The 4,169-nt window shown below is 68.0% G+C and carries 5 protein-coding genes and 1 pseudogene; all 6 read left to right on the top strand.

The features are described 5' to 3' along the window. The coding region (locus AC30N0_RS11945) for a hypothetical protein (RefSeq protein ID WP_489518131.1) at positions 1–213 on the top strand (213 nt) is incomplete at its 5' end. 49 nt (positions 214–262) lie between these two features. After that, positions 263–1,015: an ABC transporter permease gene (locus tag AC30N0_RS11940; protein ID WP_489518133.1), complete on the top strand. Its 753-nt coding sequence runs from the start codon at positions 263–265 to the stop codon at positions 1,013–1,015. A 57-nt stretch (positions 1,016–1,072) separates the two neighbouring features. Then, positions 1,073–2,065 (top strand): ABC transporter substrate-binding protein, encoded by a 993-nt coding sequence (locus tag AC30N0_RS11935; RefSeq protein WP_489518130.1) that lies wholly within the window; start codon positions 1,073–1,075, stop codon positions 2,063–2,065. A 47-nt stretch (positions 2,066–2,112) separates the two neighbouring features. Continuing rightward, positions 2,113–2,892: an ABC transporter ATP-binding protein gene (locus AC30N0_RS11930; RefSeq protein ID WP_489518132.1), complete on the top strand. Its 780-nt coding sequence runs from the start codon at positions 2,113–2,115 to the stop codon at positions 2,890–2,892. Positions 2,893–2,903: 11 nt separating this feature from the next. Continuing rightward, entirely contained in the window at positions 2,904–3,608 is a 705-nt protein-coding gene (locus tag AC30N0_RS11925; protein ID WP_489518129.1) for a TetR/AcrR family transcriptional regulator, read from the top strand. Positions 3,609–3,639: 31 nt separating this feature from the next. After that, positions 3,640–4,169 (top strand): annotated as a pseudogene (locus AC30N0_RS11920) (enolase C-terminal domain-like protein); the annotation flags it as partial.

Below are 4,169 nucleotides of genomic sequence, written 5' to 3'. Positions count from 1 at the left end.
ACGCTGACCAACGAGTCGGCGATCCATGGCGCGCTTCCGCCCGCGCTCGACGGCCTCCTGCTCGGCGAATCGGCCGAGCTCGGCCTGGCCGACCGGCCCGAGGTCGGGGAGCGCCTGCAGCAGCTGCTGTCGCGCGCCTTTGCGGGGACGGCACTCGCAGGCGCCGACGCCGAGCTGTACTGGCTCGAGTTCGCCCTCGACAGCGGGAGCTGACGTGGCCCGGAGCGCGTCGCCCCTCGCCCGCTTCGCACGTCACGGCGGGGTGCGACCGGTGCTGTTGATCGTGTCCGTGCTGGTCCTTTGGGAACTCGCCGTCCGGCTCTTCAAGATCCCGCCGTACCTCGTTCCGGCACCGGCGCAGGTGATCGCCACGCTGATCAAGGACTGGCCGCGGCTCCTCGCCGAAAGCAGCGTCACCACCTACGCGACCCTCGGCGGCTTCGCGCTCAGCATCGTGGTCGGCATTCCCCTGGCGATGCTCATCGCCTACTCGCGCACCTTCGAGAGCTTCGTCTATCCGCTCCTCGTTTTCTCGCAGAGCGTGCCGAAGGTCGCGGTGGCGCCCCTGTTCGTGGTCTGGTTCGGCTTCGGCATCCTGCCCAAGGTCATCGTCGCCTTCCTGCTAGGGGTGTTTCCCATCATCGTCTCGATGGTGACGGGTTTGAAGTCGGTCGAGCCGGAGATGATCGATCTGGCCCGATCGATGCGCGCCGGCCGGCTCAAGACGTTCTGGTGGATCAGCCTGCCGCACAGCCTGCCCAGCCTGTTCGCCGGCCTCAAGGTGTCCATCACGCTGGCGGTGGTCGGCGCGGTGGTCGGCGAATTCGTCGGCTCGAACTCGGGCATCGGCTACGTGCTGCAGATCGCCAACGGCAACTTCGACCTGCCGTTGATGTTCGCGGCGCTGTTCGTGCTGTCGATGATCGGCGTCCTGCTGTTCACGGCCATCGAGTTCGCCGAACGCTGGATGGTCCCCTGGCACTCGTCGCGCAGGAACCTCCTGCAGGCGGCCTGACGAACGAAGAGCCGGACGACCGGTCATTTCCCCTCTACGACTTCAAGGAGACGACGAATGAAACACATCGCTGCCAGAACGATCGCGGCTCTCGCCCTGACCCTCATGGGCCTCATGCCGGTCGCGGCACAGGCCCAGGCCCGCGAGAAGGTCGTGCTGATGCTGAACTGGTTCGCCTACGGCGAGCACGCGCCCTTCTTCCTCGGCAAGGAGCGCGGCTACTTCGAGCAGGAGGGCATCGACATCGAGTTCCAGGAGGGTCGGGGCTCGGCCGTCACGGTGCAGGCCGTCGGCGCGGGCACGACCGACTTCGGCTATGCCGACATCAGCGTGATGATGAAGGCGGTGGCGCGGGGCGCCCCGGTCAGGACGGTCGGCGTCCTCCTCCAGGCGACCCCGTCGGCGGTGATCAGCCCGGCCGATCGAAACATCAAGACGGCCGCCGATCTGGTCGGCAAGACCATCGCGGTGACGCCGGGCGATGCGCTGGCGCCGATCTTCCCGCTCTACCTGAAGAAGGTCGGGCTCACCGACAAGCAGTTCAAGACGATCACGGGCGACGCCCAGATGAAGATGAACTCCGTCGTCAACAAGCAGGCCGACGCCTTGCTGGGCTTCGTCACGGAGCAGGGCGCGCGCATGCCCGGCATCGTCAAGCAGCCGGTGAACATCCTGCGCTGGTCCGACGCCGGCATCACGCTGGTCGGCCTGGGCATCATCGCCAGGAACGACACGCTGCGGACGAAGCCCGACATGGTTCGCCGCTTCATGCGGGCCGCCACGCGATCGGCCGAGGAAGCCATCAAGGACCCCAAAGCCGCGGTCGACGCGATGATGAAGGCCCGCCCCGATGCCGGGCAGCCGGAGGCCCAGCTCGAGAGCCTGAAGCTTTCGCAGTCCCTGTACTTCACGGCCGAAAGCAAGGGTGCGCGACCGTTCAAGGTCAGCCCCAAGGTGATGGAGCAGTCGCTCGAGGTGCTCGTGCAATACGGCGGGATGGACGGGGGGACGAAGGCAACGGACTACTACACGCTGGAATTCCTTCCGTGAATGCCCCGGCCTGTGCGACGGACCTGTCACCCTCGCGGTCGGGCGCAGTGCAGTCGAATCCGCACATTCGCATCCAGGCCGCGACCAAGGTCTACCAGACGGACGACGGGCCCGTCGAGTCGCTCCGGCCCATCGATCTCGACGTCGGCCACGGCGAGTTCGTCGTCGTCGTCGGCCCGAGCGGGTGCGGCAAGAGCACGCTGCTGAAGATGGTGGCGGGGCTCCTGGACGCGACCGCGGGCACGATCCGGATCGACGGCCGCCCGGTCGATTCGCCACCCGCCGACGTCGGCATGGTGTTCCAGAATCCGGTCCTGCTCGCCTGGCGGAACATCCGCCGCAACATCATGCTGCAGGTCGAGATGCGCGGGCTGGACCCGTCGAAGTACCGGGCCCGGGTCGAGGAGCTCATCGACATGGCGGGGCTGCGCGGGTTCGAGCGCAAGTTCCCGTGGCAGCTGTCCGGCGGCATGCAGCAACGGGCCTCGATCTGCCGGGCGCTGGTGCACGACCCGTCGATCCTGCTGATGGACGAGCCCTTCGGCGCGCTCGACGCGATGACGCGCGAGCGCATGAACCTGGAGCTGCAGCGGATCTGGTCCGCCACCGGCAAGACGGTGCTGCTGATCACGCACAGCATCCCGGAGGCCGTCTTCCTGGCCGACCGGGTCGTCGTGATGTCGGAGCGGCCCGGCCGGGTCGCCGCCGTCTACCCCGTGCCCCTGACGCGGCCGCGGACGCTCGAGGTCATGGGCACGACGGATTTCGCGGAGCTCACGCGGACCATCCGCGCCCACTTCTCCTCGCACGGCAGCGTCGACGGCTGACCCCGCTGCCGATGGACGAAGACGCCGTGACCGACCGCAGCAGGAAGGAGCCCCCTTCCGTGCAGCCACGCCGCGCGGGCCGGCCCGCCGACGGCCGACCGCGCGATGCCAGCGCCTCGAAGAGCCGGATCCTGGAGTGCGCGACCGACGAGTTCTCAGAACACGGCTATGCCGGAGCGCGGATCGAGGCCATCGTCAAGGCCGCCGGGGTCAACATCAGCCTGCTCTACCAGTACTTCGGGAGCAAGGAGCAGCTCTACATCGCCGTCATGGAGCAGGCCTACGGCGTGATGCGAGCCAGCCACCGGGACATCGACGTGCGCGGGCTGGAGCCCGCTGCCGCGATGGAGTCGCTGATCCGATGGACGTTCCGGATCTTCGTCGAGCACCCGCGAATCATCGGCCTGCTGAACAGCGAGAACGTGCACCGCGGCCGGCACATCCTGAAGTCGGCGTACATCCGCGGCCTCTACAACCCCTTGCTCGACACCATCCGCAGCGTGCTCGAGCGTGGCGGCGCCGAAGGCGTGTTCCGATCCGACGTCGACCCGCTCGACCTCTTCATCTCGGTCAACGGCATGGGCTACTTCTATCTCTCGAACCGATACACGCTCGGCGTCATACTCAACCGCGAGATGATGACCGCCGAAGCATTGAGCCGGTACGAGGAGCATATCGTCAAGGTCCTGCTGGGCTTCCTGCGGCCCGTCGGGTAGAGCCCCCGCTGCCTGCACCCACGAGGTCACCATGACCGGCAACGCGCCGAAGCTTATCGTCGAATCGATCGCCCTCTTCGAGCGCGACGTGAGGCTGCGCATGCCGTTCCGCTTCGGCGTCGTCACGCTCACCGCCGCGCCGCAGGCCTTCGTGCGGGTCCGCGTCCGTCTTGCCGACGGCCGGTCGGCCGAGGGCATGGCCGCCGAGCTGCTCGCGCCGAAGTGGTTCGACAAGAACCCGGCCCTCAGCAACGAGGACAACTTCGACCAGCTGCGCGCGGCGCTCGGCCTCGCGCGCGGCCTCTACCTTGACGGTGCCGCCGACACTGCCTTCGGCCACTTCGCACGGCACTACCGCGAGCAGATCGCGCGCAGCGCCGCCCAGGGCCTGATCCCCCTGGTCGCGAACTACGGCCCGGCGCTGATCGACCGGGCCGTCCTCGACGCGCTGTGCCGCGCCCTGGTCCTGCCGTTCCAGGAGGTCGTCCGGCAGAACCTCGCCGGCATCGACGCCGGCGATCTCTGTCCGGATCTCGCCGGCTTCGACCTCGACGCGTTCCT

It is taken from the genome of Rhizobacter sp., from assembly GCF_031412495.1.
Taxonomy (GTDB): domain Bacteria; phylum Pseudomonadota; class Gammaproteobacteria; order Burkholderiales; family Burkholderiaceae_C; genus Schlegelella_A.
This window is presented reverse-complemented; position numbering and strand designations above follow the sequence as displayed.

What these genes read in the sequence shown, in the direction of transcription:
- AC30N0_RS11935 (WP_489518130.1), top strand. Translation starts at nt 1,073, where the DNA reads ATGAAACACATCGCTGCCAGAACGATCGCGGCTCTCGCCCTGACCCTC.
- AC30N0_RS11925 (WP_489518129.1), top strand. Translation starts at nt 2,904, where the DNA reads ATGGACGAAGACGCCGTGACCGACCGCAGCAGGAAGGAGCCCCCTTCC.